The organism is Methylobacterium sp. J-088 (assembly GCF_022829295.1).
Lineage (GTDB): Bacteria > Pseudomonadota > Alphaproteobacteria > Rhizobiales > Beijerinckiaceae > Methylobacterium.
Window position 1 is genome coordinate 23,781 of the sequence record NZ_JAKSYH010000179.1, and the last position, 16,621, is coordinate 40,401.

At 70.2% G+C, this 16,621-nt stretch carries 13 protein-coding genes; 8 read left to right on the forward strand and 5 right to left on the reverse strand.

Features of this window, described 5'->3' with window-relative positions:
• Positions 1 to 20: 20 nt before the first annotated feature.
• Both MKK63_RS20105 and MKK63_RS20110 read right to left on the reverse strand, forming a co-directional pair.
• Positions 21 to 2,675, reverse strand: a complete 2,655-nt coding sequence (locus MKK63_RS20105) for an MGH1-like glycoside hydrolase domain-containing protein (RefSeq protein ID WP_244004909.1) — start codon at positions 2,673 to 2,675, stop codon at positions 21 to 23.
• Positions 2,676 to 2,761: 86 nt separating this feature from the next.
• Positions 2,762 to 3,424, reverse strand: coding sequence for an HAD family hydrolase (locus MKK63_RS20110; RefSeq protein WP_244004911.1), 663 nt, complete (start codon positions 3,422 to 3,424; stop codon positions 2,762 to 2,764).
• 149 nt (positions 3,425 to 3,573) lie between these two features.
• On the opposite strand from MKK63_RS20110, the gene trpA reads away from it, so the two are divergent.
• The 3 genes from trpA (at position 3,574) to MKK63_RS20125 (ending at position 6,727) form a co-directional block, all read left to right on the forward strand.
• The gene (trpA, locus tag MKK63_RS20115) at positions 3,574 to 4,413 is read left to right on the forward strand and encodes a tryptophan synthase subunit alpha (protein ID WP_244004913.1); all 840 of its coding nucleotides are present in this window, start codon (positions 3,574 to 3,576) and stop codon (positions 4,411 to 4,413) included.
• Positions 4,414 to 4,494: 81 nt separating this feature from the next.
• On the forward strand, positions 4,495 to 5,391 hold the full coding sequence (gene accD, locus MKK63_RS20120) for an acetyl-CoA carboxylase, carboxyltransferase subunit beta (RefSeq protein WP_244004915.1): 897 nt from the start codon (positions 4,495 to 4,497) through the stop codon (positions 5,389 to 5,391).
• Between the two features lie 10 nt (positions 5,392 to 5,401).
• Positions 5,402 to 6,727 (forward strand): bifunctional folylpolyglutamate synthase/dihydrofolate synthase, encoded by a 1,326-nt coding sequence (locus tag MKK63_RS20125; RefSeq protein WP_244004917.1) that lies wholly within the window; start codon positions 5,402 to 5,404, stop codon positions 6,725 to 6,727.
• A 221-nt stretch (positions 6,728 to 6,948) separates the two neighbouring features.
• Here MKK63_RS20125 and trxA read toward each other — a convergent pair whose 3' ends face one another.
• Positions 6,949 to 7,272 (reverse strand): thioredoxin, encoded by a 324-nt coding sequence (trxA, locus tag MKK63_RS20130; protein ID WP_243925026.1) that lies wholly within the window; start codon positions 7,270 to 7,272, stop codon positions 6,949 to 6,951.
• Between the two features lie 240 nt (positions 7,273 to 7,512).
• Positions 7,513 to 11,004: a double-strand break repair helicase AddA gene (addA, locus tag MKK63_RS20135; protein WP_244004919.1), complete on the reverse strand. Its 3,492-nt coding sequence runs from the start codon at positions 11,002 to 11,004 to the stop codon at positions 7,513 to 7,515.
• 211 nt (positions 11,005 to 11,215) lie between these two features.
• On the opposite strand from addA, the gene minC (MKK63_RS20140) reads away from it, so the two are divergent.
• From minC (MKK63_RS20140) to minE, 5 genes are all read left to right on the forward strand, one after another.
• The gene (gene minC / locus MKK63_RS20140) at positions 11,216 to 11,875 is read left to right on the forward strand and encodes a septum site-determining protein MinC (RefSeq protein WP_244005092.1); all 660 of its coding nucleotides are present in this window, start codon (positions 11,216 to 11,218) and stop codon (positions 11,873 to 11,875) included.
• A 127-nt stretch (positions 11,876 to 12,002) separates the two neighbouring features.
• Positions 12,003 to 12,326, forward strand: coding sequence for a CopG family ribbon-helix-helix protein (locus MKK63_RS20145; RefSeq protein WP_244004921.1), 324 nt, complete (start codon positions 12,003 to 12,005; stop codon positions 12,324 to 12,326).
• A 541-nt stretch (positions 12,327 to 12,867) separates the two neighbouring features.
• Entirely contained in the window at positions 12,868 to 13,596 is a 729-nt protein-coding gene (gene minC, locus MKK63_RS20150) for a septum site-determining protein MinC (RefSeq protein WP_244004923.1), read from the forward strand.
• A 29-nt stretch (positions 13,597 to 13,625) separates the two neighbouring features.
• The gene (gene minD, locus MKK63_RS20155; protein WP_244004925.1) at positions 13,626 to 14,441 is read left to right on the forward strand and encodes a septum site-determining protein MinD; all 816 of its coding nucleotides are present in this window, start codon (positions 13,626 to 13,628) and stop codon (positions 14,439 to 14,441) included.
• Positions 14,438 to 14,776 (forward strand): cell division topological specificity factor MinE, encoded by a 339-nt coding sequence (minE, locus tag MKK63_RS20160; protein WP_243925022.1) that lies wholly within the window; start codon positions 14,438 to 14,440, stop codon positions 14,774 to 14,776. Before minD ends, minE begins: the two co-directional genes overlap by 4 nt.
• Before the next feature lie 375 nt (positions 14,777 to 15,151).
• Here the strand turns inward: minE and MKK63_RS20165 are convergent, their stop codons facing one another.
• Positions 15,152 to 16,588: a cytochrome P450 gene (locus MKK63_RS20165; RefSeq protein ID WP_244004927.1), complete on the reverse strand. Its 1,437-nt coding sequence runs from the start codon at positions 16,586 to 16,588 to the stop codon at positions 15,152 to 15,154.
• Positions 16,589 to 16,621 lie beyond the last annotated feature (33 nt).

Sequence of the window (16,621 nt, forward strand, 5' to 3'; positions counted from 1 at the left end):
GTCGGGGCGCGCGCTGCCGCTCAGTCCGGCGCCGAAGCCGTGGCGACGTCCTGGATCAGCAGGGCCACGAGCCCGGACCAGCCGGTCTGATGGGAGGCGCCCACGCCGCGGCCGGTATCGCCGTCGTAATATTCGTAGAACAGCACGAGGTCGCGGAAATGCGGATCGTCCTGCTCGATTCGGCTTTCCCCGTAGACCGGCCTGCGCCCGTCGGAACCCCGCGTCGAAAGAGCGATCAGGCGACGTGACAGGTCGAGGGCGATCTCGCGCAGGGAGGACGTCCCCCCCGAGCCGGTCGGTGCCTCGACCCGAAAGTCTGGGCCGTAATAATCGTGGAACCGGTTCAGGGCGGTGATCAGCAGATAGTTGACCGGCATCCAGACTGGCCCGCGCCAGTTCGAATTGCCGCCGAACAGGCGCGAGCGCGACTCCGCGGGTTCGTAGGCGAGACCGAGATCACGCCCGTCCCAGGCGAAGCAGAAGGGGTGGTCCGCATAGACGCGCGACACCCCGCGCAGGCCGTGATCGGACAGGAACTCCGCCGGATCGAGGGCGCGGTGCAGCAGCGCCTTCAGCCGATGGCCGCGCAGCAGCGACAACAGCGCGGTCTGACCCTGGCCCGGCTCGTTCCAGCGCGACACCAGGGAGGCGAGGTCCGGGCGGTTCTTCAGGAAGAACAGCATCCGGTTGCGCAACGCGGGCAGCTTCGCGAGGTCGCATTCGTTGATCGTCGCCACCGCGAAGATCGGGATCAGGCCGACCAGGGTGCGTGCCCGGATCGGCAGGCGCGCCCCGTCGCGGGTCTCGATCACGTCGTAGAAGAAGCCGTCTTCCTCGTCCCAGACGCCATCGCCCGTGGCCGCGGCGATCAGGAGGAAATGCTCGAAGAACTTTTCCGCCATGTCCTCGTAGGTCGGGTCCTGCAGCGCCAGCTCGATGGCGATGCGCATCAGGGCCAGCGCGTAGGCGGCCATCCAGGCGGTGGCGTCGGACTGGGTGAGGGTGGCGCCGTCGCCCACCGGCTTCGAGCGGTCGAAGATCCCGATATTGTCGAGACCGAGGAAGCCGCCCTGGAACAGGTTGCGGTCGTCGGCATCCTTGCGGTTGACCCACCACGTGAAGTTCAGGGTCAGCTTGTTGAAGATCCGTTTGAGGAAGGCGTGGTCCGCGGTGCCGGTGAGCGCCCGGTCCAGCTCGAACACCCGCCAGGCGGCCAGCGCGTGGATCGGCGGGTTGGCGTCCCCGAACCCCCATTCGTAGGCCGGCAGGGCCGCGTTCGGATGGGCGTAGGCCTCGTCGACCAGAAGCAGGAGCTGGTTCTTGGCGAAGTCCGGGTCGATCAGCGCGAAGACGATCGCCTGGAGGGCGAGGTCCCAGGAGGCGAACCAGGGATATTCCCAGGCATCCGGCATCGAGATGATGTCGTTGGCGCGCAGGTGCGCCCAGTCCTCGTTGCGCCCGTGCCGGCGCGCAGGGGAGGGGGCGGGCTGTGCAGGGTCGCCCGCCAGCCACTCGCGCACATCGTAATGATAGAGCTGCTTCGACCACAGCATGCCGGCCAGTGCCTGCCGCTGGACGTGGCGCATCTCGGGATCGGCGATCGGTGCCTGCAGGGCGGCGTAGAAGCTGTCCGCCTCGAATTCGCGCTGGGTGAAGACCGTGTCGAAATCCGCGAAGGGCTCCCCCGGGGCGGTCTCGGCGCGCAGGCGCAGGCGTAAGGTACGGCTCTCGCCGGGGCCGAGATGGAGCCCGTAGCGGGCGGCGCATTTGGTGCCGGACAGGTGATTGACGGCGGCCCGATCGCCGCCGACCACGCAAGCGTCGATCCCGTCCTTGTAGAAGCCCCCGGCGGGCCCGGCCCCGAACAGGCGGTGCGTGTTGGTCTCGTTCTCGGTAAACAGCAGCTCGGCGGCGTCCTCGGCGAAGAAGCGCATCGGCGCCATGTCGGGATGGCGTACCCAGACCGATCCGTCGGATCCGGCCATCAGCTCCGGCTTCGGCGTCCCCTGCTTCCACGACCATGTGTTGCGCGCCCAGAGCTGCGGCAGCAGCATCAGGTCGGCGGGTTCCGGCCCCCGGTTGGTGGCGGTGACCCGCATCAGGATGTCGTCGGGCGCCGCCTTGGCGTACGCGATCTCCACATCGCAATAGCGGCCGTTTTCGAAGGCGCCGGTGTCGAGCAGCTCGAATTCCGGATCGTCGAGGCCGCGGCGACCGTTCTCCGCGACGAGCCGTTCATAGGGGAATTCGGCCTGCGGATATTTGTAGAGCATCCGCATGAAGGCGTGGGTCGGGATGCCGTCGAGGTAGTAGTAGAGTTCCTTGACGTCCTCGCCGTGGTTGCCCTCCTGATTGGTCAGGCCGAACAGCCGCTCCTTCAGGATCGGATCGCGGCCGTTCCAAAGGGCCAGCGACAGGCACCAGTTGAGGTGCCGATCGCCGAAGCCGCCGATCCCGTCCTCACCCCAGCGATAGGCCCGGGACCGGGCGTGATCGTGGGGCAGATAATCCCAGGCCTCGCCGTCCGGGCTGTAATCCTCCCGGACCGTGCCCCATTGCCGGTCGCTGAGATACGGCCCCCAGTGGCGCCAAGCCGGATCGCTGCGCGCCGCGACCAGCCGGAGGCCTTCTTCGGTCTCGAAGAGGCGTGTCGTCACACCGTCGGGCTTGGTCATAGGCACGCTGCTCCGCGTCCGGCGTTCCCACGCTGAATAGGGCGGCGTGGCCGGCGACGAAAGTCAACGGCTCGGCCGTGATTGCCTCAACGGTCCGTGGAGAGGCGAATACCGTCCGGGCCTGCCACCGCGCGGAGCCGGCGGTAATCGGGGATCGCCGGATGCCCGGCCGGCGCCGGTTCGCGATGGGTCGCCGTCACCACGATTACGGACGCGCCCGCGGCCTCGGCGGCGCGGATCCCGGCCGGCGCATCCTCGAACACGCAGCACTCCGCCGCGGCGATCCCGAGTCGGCGCGCGGCCAGCAGGAAGCAGTCCGGTGCGGGCTTACCCTGCGCGACATCCTCGGCGGCGATCATCAGGGTGGGGGTGGGCATGTCGGCCGCTTCGAGTCGGCGCTGGGCCAGGGCTCGGGGGGCCGAGGTCACGATCGCCCAGCGATCCGGCGGCAGCGTCGCCAGGAAGGCCCGCGCCCCCGGGATCTCGATGACGTCGCCGACATCCTCCATCTCGGCCCGCGTGATCGCTGCGGCCTCCGCCTCGGGGTCGACCCCTGGCAGGTTGAGGCGGCGGATCGTCTCCACAGAACGTACGCCGTGGATCGTCGGCAGGAACGTGGCCACGTCGAGCCCGTGCGCCACGGCCCAGCGCGACCACGTCCGCTCCGCCGAGGCGATCGAGCTGATGAGCGTGCCGTCCATGTCGAACAGCAGCGCGGCCAAACGGCGCGTCGGGAGCGTGATCGTCATGGCGGAGCGCTAGCGGCGGGCCGCCACGGCAGCAACCCGGGTGTGCGCAGGGGAGCCGAGCGCCGCCCGCTTCACGGGCCGCCGGCTTTGGTGTAGCGCGGGTGCAACCCCGGGCTCCGAATGCCCGCAACCGCGAACCCTGCCGACCCATGCCGAGCCGCATCGACGCCACCTTCGCCCGCGCCCGCGCGGAGAACCGGGCCGTCCTCGTCACCTACGTGATGGCGGGCGACCCCGATCCCGAGACCTCCCTGGAGGTCCTGAAGGCCCTGCCGGGCGCCGGATCCGACATTCTGGAATTCGGCCTGCCCTTCACCGACCCGATGGCGGACGGCCCGGCCATCCAGGCGGCCGGCCTGCGGGCGCTCAAGGCCGGGCAGACCGTCGCCGGCACGCTGGACCTCGTGCGCCGCTTCCGGGCGGAGAACGACGCCACGCCGATCGTGCTGATGGGCTACTACAACCCGATCCACACCTACGGCGTCGACCGGTTCCTGGAGGACGCGGTGGCGGCCGGGATCGACGGGCTGATCGTGGTCGATCTGCCGCCGGAGGAAGATTCCGAGCTGTGCCTGCCGGCCCTCGCCAAAGGGCTGGCCTTCATCCGGCTCGCGACGCCGACCACCGACGAGCGGCGCTTGCCGGCGGTGCTCGCGAATACGGCGGGCTTCGTCTATTACGTGTCGATCACCGGCATCACCGGCACCGCCACGCCGGATTTCGGCAAGGTCTCGGAGGCGGTGGGCCGCATCCGCCGCCACACCGACTTGCCGGTCGTGGTCGGCTTCGGTGTGAAGACCGGCGCGCATGCGACGGCGATCGCGAAGGGTGCGGACGGTGTCGTGGTCGGTTCGGCCCTGGTGGACGCGCTGGTGCGCTCGCTCGACGCCGAGGGCCGTCCGCAGGCGGGCAGTGTCCCGGCAGTGGCGGGGCTGGTGCGCGAACTGGCCGAGGGCGTGCGCGCCGCTTCGGTGGAGCGGGCGGCCTGAGCCGCCATCCATGCCGACCCTGGCGGTGAAGCGCCCGCCACCTGATATTGTCGCGGGCTCGAAGCGGACGGACGCGAGGCGATGGTCGAACCGATGAACTGGATCTCGGAGGTGGTGCGCCCCCGGATCAAGACCCTGTTCAAGCGCGAAACGCCCGAGAACCTCTGGGTCAAATGCCCGGATACGGGCCAGATGGTGTTCCACAAGGAGGTGGAGGCCAACAACTGGGTGATCCCCGGCTCGGAGCATCATCTCAAGATGAGCGCCCAGGCGCGCCTCAAGATGATGTTCGACGAGGGCACGTGGATCGACGTGGCGCTGCCCGAGGCGCCGACCGATCCGCTCAAGTTCCGCGACGAGAAGCGCTACGTCGACCGGCTCAAGGAGGCCCGCGCCAAGACCGGTCTGCAGGACGCGTTCAAGATCGGCTTCGGCCGGGTCGGCGGCCTGCCGATGGTGCTGGCCGCGCAGGAATTCGGCTTCATGGCCGGCTCCCTCGGCATGGCAGCGGGCGAGGCCTTCGTGCGCGGTGCCGAGACGGCGCTGGAAAAGCGCACGCCCTACGTGCTGTTCGCGGCCTCGGGCGGGGCGCGGATGCAGGAGGGCATCCTGTCGCTGATGCAGATGCCGCGCACGACCGTGTCGGTGCGCCGGCTCAATGCGGCGCGCCTCCCCTACATCGTGGTGCTGACCAACCCGACCACCGGCGGCGTCACCGCTTCTTACGCCATGCTGGGCGACGTGCACCTCGCCGAACCGGGGGCGCTGATCTGCTTCGCCGGTCCGCGCGTGATCGAGCAGACCATCCGCGAGAAGCTGCCGGACGGATTCCAGCGGGCGGAATACCTGCGTGAGCACGGCATGGTCGATCAGGTCGTCCACCGCCACCAGCTCAAGGAGACCATCGCCCGCCTCTGCGGCCTCCTGACCAACGTCGCCGCGCCGGCGACCCCGGTCACGGCCGACGAGGCGGCGTAAAGCCCGCGCGATGGCCTCATCCGATGCCCTGATGGCGCGTTTCCTCGCGCTTCATCCCCGCACCATCGATCTGTCGCTCGGCCGGATCGAGCGGCTGCTCGCCCAGCTCAACCATCCGGAGCGGCGCCTGCCGCCGGTGATCCACGTCGCCGGCACCAACGGCAAGGGCTCGACCATCGCGTTCATGCGCGCGATCCTCGAAGCCGGGGGGCTCGCCGCGCATGTCTACACCTCGCCCCATCTCGTGCGCTTCCACGAGCGGATCCGGATCGGCGGGATCGGGGGTGGACATTTCGTGGACGAGGATCGGCTGGCTGACGCGTTCGCGCGCTGCGAGACCGCCAACGCCGGCGCGCCGATCACCATGTTCGAGATCACCACGGCGGCGGCCCTGGTGCTGTTCTCGGAGAGCCCGGCCGATGTCCTGCTGCTGGAGGTGGGGCTCGGCGGCCGGCTCGACGCAACCAACGTGATCGCGCAGCCCGCCTGCGCGGTGGTCACGCCGATCGGCCGGGACCATGCGGAGTATCTCGGCGACACGGTGGAATCGGTGGCGACCGAGAAGGCCGGGATCTTCAAGCGCGGCTGTCCGGCGGTGATCGCCGCCCAGGACTACGCCGAGGCCGACGCCGTGCTGTGCCGGCGCGCCGAGGAGATCGGGGCCGGGCCCATCTTCGTCGGAAACCAGGATTTCTCGGTCCACGAGGAGCGCGGCCGGCTCGTCTACCAGGACGAGACCGACCTGTTCGACCTGCCGCGCCCCCGCCTCGCCGGGCGCCACCAACTGGTCAATGCCGGCACGGCGATCACGGCCCTGCGGGCGGCGGGCTTCGGCGACATCGGCAACACGGCCCTGGAGAAGGGCCTCACCGAAGTCGACTGGCCGGGCCGGCTGCAGCGCCTGGGGCGCGGGCGGCTGGCCGCACAGCTCGATCCCGGCACCGAGCTGTGGCTCGATGGCGGCCACAACATCGACGGAGGCCGGATCCTCGCCGCCGCCATGGCGGATCTCGGCGAGAAGAGCGATGTCCCCCTGGTGCTGATCGTCGGGCTCCTCGGCACCAAGGACGCGGACGGTTTCCTGCGCAACTTCGTCGGACTGGCGCGCGCCCTCGTGGCGGTGCCGATCAGCGGCACGCTGGCGGCGCGTCCGGCCGAAGAAGTCGCCCGGATCGGCGAGGGCGTCGGCCTCTCGACCTATGCGGCCCCGAGCATCGAAGCGGCCCTGGCGATGGTCAAGGACATCGCCTTCGAGCGGCCACCGCGCATCCTGATCTGCGGCTCGCTCTACCTGGCCGGGTTAGTCCTTGCCGCCAACGACACCCCGCCGGTCTGACGCCGCCGTCAATGGCGTGTTCCTGTCGGTCGATGCTGTCGCCGGCCCCAACCGGGATGCGAACGCCTTCACTGTCATCGGCGCCGGCCCGAACGGCTCCTCCTGCGACTGGACGATCGGGCTCGGGCTTCGACGCCGGATCAGAGAAAATAAATCAGCCATGAAACGGAGAAAGCCCGGCCGCATGGCCGGGCTCTCCATAAGTGATCAGAGCTCTGGGGTCAGGCGGTCTGGGCGCCGATCCAGCGCGACAGGTCGCCCTTCGGGGCGGCGCCGACCTTCTGGTCCACGCGCTCGCCGTTCTTGAACAGCAGCAGCGTCGGGATCGAGCGGATGCCGTACTGGGCGGCGATCTGCGGGTTCTCGTCGACGTTGACCTTAGCGATCTTCACCTTGCCCTGCAGATCGGTGGCGATCTCCTCGAGGGCCGGGCCGATCTGGCGGCAGGGGCCGCACCACTCTGCCCAGAAATCCACCACGACGGGCTCGGCGGACTGAAGAACGTCCTGCTCGAAGCTCGCGTCGGTCACCTTCATGGTCGCCATAACGTCACCCTTCGGAAGTCGCCGCCAGAGGGGCGGTGTCGGACGGGCAGGGGCCCGCGCGGTTCGCTCAGAATTGGCGACGGGTCGGGGCGTGGTCAAGAAGAGCGGACGCGCCGGTATGATCCGATATGGGGACATGCCTCTCAGATGTGCGCTTTCGCATAAGCGCCTTCGCCATGACGCGCGGTTCATTGGCCGGAGATCGGGCCCAGATAAGCCTGGCGGGATCGGAGACGCGGCTCAAGCCGCGATCCCGGCCCGCTCCAGGGCTGCCGCGATGTCGGCCGCATCGAGTGCGCGGATCACCGGCCCCGATGTCCAGACCAGCATCGGGCGGATCGTGCGGCCGGGATAGATCTGGCCGAGCAGCCGGGCATAGAGGGCGATCTGTCCTGCCTCGGCGGGCGGAAGTGGGGTATCCGGATCCGGAGGCCGCCCGGTCTTGAAGTCGGCAATCCGAACCGTATCGGTGGTGACGCTCAGACGATCTACACGCCCCTGCACCACGCGCTCGCCGGCAGCCGTGCGTACCCGCCCCGACAGGCTCACCTCCGCGCGGGCGTCCGGGGCGAACAGGGGCGCTAGGTTGGGATCGTCGATGATCCGCAGGACCGAGCGCACGATCGCGACGTGGGCGGGCCGGGGCAGGCCGGGTGCCCGGGACCGGACGAAGGCGAGGCCGGCCGCCTCACGCCGCTGGTGCTCGACGCGGGGCAGGTGCTGCAGCAGGGCGTGGATCAGGATGCCGCGGCGCCGTGCCTGGGCATCGGCGAGGCGTGGCGGCGGCACCCGGGTTCCGTCCGCCGCGGCAAGCGCCGCGGACGGGTTGAGCGCCGGGGCCTCCGGCTCCGGTGGAACGGGGCTGCGCAGCCAGCCGGGCTCCGGTACGGGCACCGCGGCCGGGGGCAGCTTTTCGCGCTCGCGGGGCGCCTCGGCCCCCTCCTGCCACACGGTGGCTGGGCCGTAGGCGAGTTCGACGGTCTGGCCTGCACCCAGCGTCGTCTCAAGGCCGGCCTGGACCATGCGGCACCACGCGGCCTCGGTCTCGCGCTCGTGGCCACGGAATGGCGCCACGATGAGCCGGTCGGCTGCCCGGGTCATGGCGACGTAGAGCAGGCGGTTGTGCTCCTGCCGCGCCCGGGCGAGCAGGGCGGCGCGGGCGGCCTCGGTGGCGGCGCAATCCTGGGTCCGGCCGCCCGACCAGACCGGCGGCAGTGCGGGTCCGGTCGCCGGCAGGGGCAACAGCGGCGGGTCGTTCCGGCCCAGGGGCTCGCAGCCGTCGAGAAGGACCACGACCGGCGCCTCCAGGCCCTTGGCCCCGTGAACCGTCATGACGCGCACCTCGTCGCGCCCGGATTCGAGGTCGCGCTTGACCGTGTGCCCGGCCTCGGCGCCGACATAGCGGGCCAGGAAGCCGCCGAGCGAGGGCGCATCCTCACCGGTTTCGGCCTGCGCGGCGGCGGCGAGGAACACGTCGATGGCGTCGCCCGCCTCGCCGCCGAGCCGAGCGACGAGCTTGGCCCGGCCCCCCAGCGGCCCGAGCAGTCGCGCATAGAAGCCGAACGGACCATGCAGGCTCGCCAGCGCGATCCACTCTGTCAGTGTGGCGAGCCCATGAAGCGCCGCCGCGTCGCCGGCAGCGGCGTGGCGGTGAAGGGCATCCTCCAGCGTCTCCGACAGGTCGCGGCGGGCAGCGATCCGAACCAGATCCTCGTCCGTCAAGCCGACCAGCGGCGTCTTGAGCGCGGTGGCGAGCGTCAGGTCGTCGGCGGGAAGCAGGCCGGCCCGGCCGGCGGCCACGAGATCGGCCACCGCGATATGGGCCGAGACCTCCAACCGGTCCTGGCCCGCCACCGGGACAGCGAGGCCCTTCAGGGCCCGGATCACCTCCTCGAAGGCCGGTCCGCGCTTGCGCACGAGGATCAGCACGTCGCCGGGGCGCCACACGCGGCCGGTCGCATCGCCCCGGGTAACCCAGGTCCGCACCGCCTGCGCCACCCGGCGGGCCGTGACGATCGCCGGGGCGCTGGTCTCCGGGGCGTCGACCGGAGCCGTCCAGGCATCGGGCTCGGCTGCGGGCTCGGGTTCGGCGATCGGCCACAACTCCACGGCGCCGGGGGCGCCGGGCCGCGCGCTGGCATGGACGGTCTGGCGCACCGTGTCCTCGAAGGACAGGCCCTCGTTGTGGGCATCGAGGGCGAAGACCGCATCGACGGCCTGCAGCACGAGGCTGGTCGAGCGAAACGACAGGGTGAGCGGCACGTCCTCGAAGGTCAGGCCGGCCGAGCGCGATTCCGAGATCCAAGCTGCGCGCGTCAGCGCGAATTCCCGCGGCTCCGCACCCTGGAAGCCGTAGATCGACTGCTTGGGATCGCCCACCGCGAAGCGGGTCCGGTTCCCGATCCGGGCCCCTTCGCCGGCGGCGAATTCCTGGGTGATGGCCCGAAGGATCGCCCATTGCTCCGGGTTGGTGTCCTGCGCCTCGTCGACCAGGACATGGTCGATTCCCCGGTCGAGCTTGTACAGGACCCAGCCAGCGCCGACCCGCCCGAGCAGGTCGAGGGCCTTGTGGATCAGGTCGTCGAAGTCGAGGGCGCCGAGCCTGGCCTTCTGGGCCTCGATCCGACGGTGGATCTCCGCGGCGATCTGGAACAGCGCCTGTGTGCGGCTATGGGCCCGGGCGGCGCGCAGCCGATCGAACAGCGGATCCAGCCGGTCGCGCTCGGCGATCAGCGCCTCCTTCGCGGCGGCCGGGACCGCCTTCGTGCCGAGGCTGCTGTCGGCCTTGGGCTCGTCCTTCTGGGTGAAGAAGACCGACCGGTAGAGGGCCAGCGCCTCGGCGCGGTCCGGAAACCCTTCGGAGCGGGCGCGTTCGGCCTCCGCCTCCGCCTCCGCCAGAGCGTCGGCGAGTTTCTCGTCGTTGGCCTTGCCGGTGCGGAGCGCCGCGACCAAGCCGGCCCTGTCCTCCGGCGCGCATCCGGGACCGCCATCGCGGATCGCTGCCTCGATCCGCTCGGCCGTCTCCTCGGCCGCGAGCCCGAGCGCCCCGTGCAGGCGCCCGAACGCGGCCTCCAGGCCGGCCGCGTCGCCGATGAAGCCCCTGGCCCGCAGCGCGGACCGTATCGCCGCCCGCAGGGCATCGCCCGTCGCCTCAGGGGTGACCCGGGCCAGGGCGGCGCTGAGCGGCGTATCGCCGTTCGAGACCGCGTCGGCCAAGACGTTGGCCATCTCGATCTCAAAAATCTCCCGGGCCTTGGTGTCGTCCAGCACCACGAAGCGGGCCGGCACGTTCGCCTCGAACGGGAACATGTGCAGCAGCCGCTCGCACAGGGCGTGCAGGGTCTCGATCTTGAGGCCGCCCGGTGTCTCCACCGCCCGGGCGAAGAGCCGGCGGGCCATGCGCAGACGCTCGGGATCCGCGCGCTCGCCGGTGAGCTCGGCGAGTTCCGCCGCAAGGGTGGCGTCGTCGAGGGTCACCCAGCGCCCGAGCAGCCGGAATACGCGGATCGCCATGTTGGCGGCGGCCGCCTTGGTGAAGGTCAGGCACAGGATCCGCCCGGGCGGCGACCCGTCGAGCAGCAGGCGCACCACGCGGTCTGTGAGCACCTTGGTCTTGCCGGCGCCGGCATTGGCCGAGACCCAGGCCGAGGCCCGCGGATCGGCCGCCCGGCGCTGGTTCGCCCGGGTCAGGTCGTCGACGACGAAGGGTTTCTGGACTGGGATGCTGCTCAAGGGCCTCGTCCGGATCGGCTGCGGCACCTCTCTACAACAGAAACGCAGCGGCGACCTCGCCAGGGCGTCACACGGGCCTCTGCGGGATTGCCCAGCGCGCGCCGGCACAGCATGGATGCAGGCGACGATTGCAGCGACATCGAAGATACCCGTGACCCAGCCGACATCCGAGCCGGTCCGCCCGCCGATCCGTTTCCGCGGCCGGTCCTTCATGGCGACCGTCCTGGCGCCGATCCCACCCGTGGCCGACTGGCTCGGCGACCTCGATGCCCTGAACCGGCGCGCGCCGAATTTTTTCGCGGGACGTCCGGTGATCCTCGACCTGGGGGGCCTGCGGCTGACGCGGGAGGATCTCGACGGGCTGCTGGCCGATCTCGCGGCGCGCCACATCGCCATCCTGGGGATCGAGGGCGCATCGTCGGCGCTGCTGGGGCCCGGGATGCCGCCGGCCCTGTCGGGCGGGCGCGCCGCCGGAGAGATCGACACGTCCGCGTCCGGCGAAGCGCCGCCGACAGAGGCTCAGCCCAAGGAGGCCGCGCGCTCGCTGATCCTCGATACGCCGGTGCGCTCGGGCCAGACCGTGCTGCATCTGGAGGGCGACGTGACCGTGCTCGGCGCCGTGGCCTCGGGGGCCGAGGTGATCGCGGGGGGCTCGATCCACGTCTATGGCGCGCTGCGCGGCCGGGCGATCGCGGGAGCCGCCGGGAACCCAACGGCGCGGATCTGGTGCCGCAAGTTCGAGCCGGAACTGGTGGCGATCGACGGCCTCTACCGCGCCGCCGACGATCTCGATCCGGCCTTCCGGGGGCAGGCCGTGGAGGTGCGGCTGCTCGAGGACGCGATCAAGCTGAACCTATTCGAGCGGGGCTAACCGTTGTCTCGACCGTTGTCTTGAGGGGCACCGGATAGGCGCGTCGTTCAATGGGGTTGGCCGTGTCGATGAACGGGCTGGGTCCACTATTGTGGGCGCGGCAGAACCGTCCCCCTGAGTTCACAGCATGGCCGTGTCCACATCCATCGAGCTCGACGACACGCTCAGGGGGCGGGTCGAGCATCTGGCCGAGATCCGTCGCCGTACGCCTGACGGGATCATGCGCAAAGCCATCGCTCAGTATCTCGACCGCGCGGAGAAACGGGAGATCTTGCGGCAAGACACCCTGAAGGCCTGGAACGAAGCCCAGGTGACCGGCCTTCATGCGACGGCCGAAGAGGTCGAGCACTGGTCGTCGCGCTGGGGAGACGCGAACGAGCGCCCCGCGCCCGAATGCCATGCGTCGTCTTCGCGGCATCCGCGGTTTGCGATCGGCAGCGCTTGCGCCTGAATTTGCCCACCAATCCGTCAATGGACGAGCGTACCGGCACAGCAGTTGTTGTGAAGCTCACTGGCTTATGGTGACGACTGCTTCGTGGATTTTCCGGCCGAGGTGCGGGTTCCCTTTGCCATGTAGGCTTGCGGATCCAATCGTCTGTCCCCGCGGCTGGACGCTGTGAAAGGATAGCGCATTTCCCTCCCCCTTGCGGAGAGGGGCCAGGGGTGGGGGTGGTACAGAAGGGCGCCGGATCGCTCGATCCTGCACCACCTCCAACTCCTCCCCGCAAGGGGGGAGGAGCGCGTCGGCGCTGCGTCCTCACCATCACCTTACGGTCCTGCGTGGCTCGCAGCATTCGCGGTGAACATACCTTCGGCGCCAATCCAGAGATTGCACGATGGTGGCCGGTGCCCGACCGATAGACCGCCCGCAATCGTCTTCCAGCGCACTGATACCAGGATCCCGGCAGAATTTGCCGACCGGATCAGAAACTTAACCCTTCGGTAACCATACCCGCCGTCAATGGTCCGGTAAGGACTCTTAACGGGCGGACATGAGCGAGACCCACCCCGAGCCAATCGATCCGGAGACCGCCCAGGCGGCATCTCCCTCCGCGCCCCGGCCGCTCAGCCTGCGCGGGCGGGCCTTCAAGGCCCTGGCCCTCTCCCCCGAACCGCCGCTTCCGCAGTGGCTCGCGGGTCTCGACGCGGCGCTCAAGCGCTCGCCGGCCCTGCTGAAGGGCCGGGCCGTCATCCTGGACTGCGCCCAGCTCAAGCCCGAGCCGGACGCCCTCGAGACGCTCATGCGTGAACTCAAGGCCCGCGGCATCGCGGTCCTGGGGATCGAGGGCACCGACCTCGTCGGCGAGGGCCTGCCGCCGCTCCTCGTCAAGGGACACCCGTCCGACAAGATCGAGATCCCGAGCGTCCCGGCCGAGCCGGAGCCGCAGGTGGTCACCTCGATCACCGTCGAGGGTTCGGTCCGCTCCGGTCAGAGCATCATCAACCCGACCGGCGACGTGACCGTGATGGGCTCGGTCTCCTCGGGGGCCGAGATCCTGGCGGGGGGCTCGATCCACGTCTACGGCGCCCTGCGCGGTCGCGCGATCGCCGGAGCCGCGCGCAACCCGCGCGCACGAATCTACTGCCGCAAATTCGAGCCCGAGTTGCTGGGGATCGACCGCCTCGTGCGGACGGCGGAGGACATGGGCACGGCCCTGCGCGGCAAGGCCGCCCAGGTCTGGCTCGATGGCGGCAACATCCGAATGGCAAGCTTAGATTAATTCAGCTCTGGATTTAGGGAGATCGACGCGTGGCAAAGGTTCTCGTCGTCACATCGGGCAAGGGCGGCGTCGGCAAGACGACGACGACCGCGGCCCTCGGAGCGGCCCTGGCGCAGGGCGGGCAGAGCGTGTGCGTCGTCGATTTCGACGTCGGCCTGCGCAACCTCGACCTGATCATGGGCGCCGAGCGCCGCGTGGTCTACGACCTCATCAACGTGGTCAACGGCGACGCCAAGCTGACGCAGGCGCTGATCAAGGACAAGCGGGTCGAGACCCTGCACCTGCTCCCGGCCTCGCAGACCCGCGACAAGGATGCGCTCACCGACGCCGGCGTCGCCCGGGTGATGGAAGAGCTGCGCGAGAAGTTTGACTGGGTGATCTGCGACTCGCCCGCAGGCATCGAGCGCGGCGCCCAGCTCGCCATGCACCACGCCGACGTGGCGGTGGTGGTGACCAACCCCGAGGTCTCCTCGGTGCGCGACTCCGACCGGATCATCGGTCTGCTCGATTCCAAGACCGCCAAGGCGGAGAAGGGCGAGGAGATGGAGAAGCACCTGATCCTCACCCGCTACGACCCCCTGCGGGCCGACCGCGGCGACATGCTCAAGACCGAAGACGTGCTCGACATCCTGTCGATCCCGCTGCTCGCGATCATCCCGGAGAGCCAGGAGGTGCTGCGCGCCTCGAACCTCGGCTGCCCGGTGACCCTCAACAACCCCCTCTGCGCCCCGGCGCGGGCCTATGCCGACGCGGCGCGCCGGCTGAAGGGCGAGGAGGTTCCGATGAGCCTGCCGGTCGAGCGCAAGTCGTTCCTCGACAAGCTGTTCATGCGGAGGGCGGCATGAGCATCCTGGGCCTCTTCCAGAAGCGCAACTCCGGCTCGGTCGCGCGCGACCGCCTGCAACTGATCCTCGCCCACGAGCGGGCCGAGTCCGGGCGTCCGGATCTCGTGATGCAGCTCCGGGACGAGATCCTGGCGGTGATCGCCAACCACGTGTCGGTGGAAGCCGACAAGGTGAAGGTCACCCTGGAGCGCGGCGAGGGCGTCTCGACCCTCGGTCTCGACATCGAGCTTCCGCTCGGTGTCGCCGGCAAGCTCGACGCGAAGCTCGCGGCCAAGCTTGCCGAGGTCGCCGCCAACAAGGGCGGGCGGCTCGGTTCTTCCAAGAAAGCCGCTTGAGCCTCAGCGGAGTCGCTCCCGCCGGCATGCAATCCAGAAGCCGCGCCCGGTCCGCCGGGTGCGGTTTCGTCGTGTTCGCGAGGCTGTATCCGGTCGACGCTATCCTGGGCGCACGCGCATTCTCCCTCCCCCCTCTGCGGGGGAGGGTGGCGCCTGCGTGAGCAGGGGCCGGGAGAGGAGACCCGGCTTCAGGAAGGGGCGTGACCGGCATGAAGGCCGGTACTCCGTTCTGCACTGTCGCTCCCCTCTCCCGACCCCCTCTGGGGGCCACCCTCCCCCGCAGAGGGGGGAGGGAGAGAAACGGAGGCGTTCCTCTTTTCGGAGAGATCGGGTTACGCGGTCGAACAAACTCGAAGACCAAATCCGCAACGAACCTCAGGAGCCGAACGGATCCCGCGGGATCAGCCGGAATCGGGCCGCCCGCTCCGGCTGGGTGGTCACCACAGCCTGGGGCAGGATCGGCTCCGCATCGTCCAGCACGAACCGGAACCGCCGCAGCAAGTGCGCCAGCGCGATCACCGCCTCGCTCAGCGCGAATTGCGCGCCGATGCAGACCCGCGGGCCGGCGCCGAACGGCAGATAGGCGAAGCGCGGCGGCGGGGGCGACCCCGGCAGGAACCGACCGGGATCGAAGGCGTCGGGGTCCGACCAGAGCGTCCGGTGCCGGTGGAGCACCCACGGGCTCACCATCACGATGTCGCTTGTCTTCACCGCATGGCCCGCCACCGTGTCGGGCCCAAGCGCCCGGCGCACCACCACGAAGGCCGCCGGGTAGAGGCGCAGGGTCTCGTCGATCACCGCGCGGGTGAGGGGGAGGCGCCCGTCGCTCTGGCAGCCGGTGGGGTCGGCGAGGTCCGCGCTCCGTGCCTCCTCGGCGACGCGCTCCTGCACCTCCGGGGCGAGGGCCAGCAGGTAAGAGGCCCAGAACAGCGTCCCGGCCGTGGTCTCGTGGCCGGCGAGGATCATGGTCGCGACCTGATCGCGCAGCTCGGCCGGCGAGAACGGGGTGCCCGTATCGGGATTGCGCGCCGCCGCGAGCAGGTCCAGCAGGTCGCCCGACCCAGCCTGGCTCCGGTCGGTGGCTTGGCGGGCCGCGATGATCCGGTCGAGGAACGGGATCCAGCGGCGGCGGAAGCGCCCCCGCGCCCAGTCGAGCGGCACCGGCCAGCCCGGCGGCGTCACGATGTCGAGCAGGTGCGGCCGGCCCATCCGCTCGCCGTACGCGGCGATGAGCCGGCGCAACTCCGGCCCGTGCTCGTCCATGCCGACCGAGAACATGGCGCGCCCGGCCACTTCCAGGGCGAGTCGGTAGTACGCGGTGAACAGGTCGACCGGGCCCGCTTTTGCCTCCGCGGCGATGTGATCCAGCCCCTCCGTGATGGCGGTCGCGATGTGCGGCACGAGGCCGTCGATCGCCCGCGGCGTGAAGGCCGGGGCCAGCGTCCGGCGCTGGTGGCGCCAGGCCGAGCCCTCGCTGATCAGGAGGCCGTCGCCGAGGATCGGACGCAGGATCCGGATCGTCCCGGTGGTGCGCGCGTAATTCGCCTGATTCTCGACGAGGACCCGGCGGATCGCCTCCGGTTCGTTCAGGATGAAGCTCGATCGGCCGAGCAGGCCCCGGCGGGTCACCGGTTCCTCGAAGGCGCGCCGGGGGAAACCCCGGAGGCTGTTGTCGCGGATCGAGCGCAGATAGTCCCAGATCGGCAATTCCCGCTCCGGCGGCGTGCGGTGCGGAGGCACCACGCGCGGCAATCCGGCGAGGCTCGGGGTGGTGCCGGCCTGTGTCACGGTCGCGTCCAGAAGAACGGGCATGGGCGCCATCCTGTGCCGGAGACGGGCTAGGCT